The following is a 1606-nucleotide window of genomic DNA, read 5'->3' on the forward strand; positions in this document are numbered from 1 at the left end:
AAATGATTCGGCTCATAAAGTTAAACGTTAGTCAATGTCTTAACTTAATGACATTGGTATGAGCGTCTTCCATAATTGTGTATTTGAAGCTGCACAATTATATTGGCTGATTGCATATAATATGTTAATTTGATTATTCGGCTCTATTATCCGTTTTTAAAAGAGATATTCTATTGACGCAATTTATATATTGAAACAAATTTTGGCTTCACTTACTGGTCCAGGGGATGAACTTTTAAATAAATTTATTTATTTACTTCAAATTGGTATGTAATTAGTTATTTAACAATATGGACTATTGGTAATAGAGAGCACCCGTCAAAGTATTAATTACTGGATAAAAGAGCTATTGTAATCTTTTAACATATTAAAAAAATAATACAATCAGCGTGGTCAGTATACCATATGAAGCAATGCTTGTATACATTATAAGAAAGTGCTTACAAATATTAATTTGATAACTGAATAAACTGTAAATGGAATTTCTTTGACGCTCGAAAGAGCGTCTTTTTTCTTTAATATAAACAGTAATTATAATTAATAAATTGAATTAGTAAGTTAATAAGGTTCTTTTTAGGAAATTTCTTATTGCATTAACTACGATAATTCTCTATAATAGTTAATGTTCTGTGAAGAACAAACATACATACAATGGTTCAGTAGCTCAGCTGGATAGAGCAACGGTCTTCTAAACCGTGGGTCGTGGGTTCGAATCTCACCTGAATCATTAGAAAAGCCAGTCAACGTCTTGATGCAAACGATATTGATTGGCTTTTTGTTTTGCCTTAAAACACATAAAAGCACGTAATTTTGCTTATTGTCTTTGTTTAAGTGTAAGTTTCATTGTTGCTTAAAGATAGGGCTCTATTTTAGTATTTAAATAAAGAATAGCTAGAGTAAGTCCGTTTACATATAATGCACATTGAATGAAATAGCAACAAAAGAACGATTTTGTAAGATTGTGGCACTACAATATCTATCTTTTGTAAGAAATTGCTGGTATCCAAATAAGGAACACTGTTATAACAATAGTTGATGACAATGTTGCGGATAAAGGTAAGACAAGATGACGTTATAATAATTTCTTATACATATGAAAAAGAGACCTAATTTAAATTTAGATCTCTTAACCGATATATTTATTATCGTACACACGGTAAGTATACCGCCTTTTTAATATCTACAAGAAATTCACTATCTATTTGTGATGTGTGATTAACAGGTAATAATGGCCCAAAAGATAACTATAAATAAGAGTTAAATTTGTATAAAATCAATTATTAAAATTTGAAAATACTAATCCAAAAAAGGCCAAATAGTAAGATATTGCAACACTTATTACTAGAAGAACAAAGCTACCAATAAATTCTAATCGCTTAAGCCCATTAGGTTTATGTTGATATTACTTTTTTCTTTTGTAAAACTCACTTCGTGTCATAATAAAAATTGAAACAGAAACCTGTCGAATTGCAATTCATCGTTTAAGTTAATCTATTTAATTATCCGCATTATGTCATTTGTCACTTTTTCAAGGTTAAATTTGCAATCTAGAAACTGTCAAATCTTTTGTGTAAATAGATCTTTCTCATAGATTGATTTTTTATTC

At 28.8% G+C, this 1606-nt stretch carries 1 tRNA gene; it reads left to right on the top strand.

The features are described from left to right. The first annotated feature begins 653 nt into the window (after positions 1 to 653). Positions 654 to 727, top strand: a tRNA-Arg gene (locus FC77_RS07540). Positions 728 to 1606 lie beyond the last annotated feature (879 nt).

The sequence above is a fragment of the Lactobacillus acetotolerans DSM 20749 = JCM 3825 genome (genome assembly GCF_001436775.1).
GTDB lineage: Bacteria > Bacillota > Bacilli > Lactobacillales > Lactobacillaceae > Lactobacillus > Lactobacillus acetotolerans.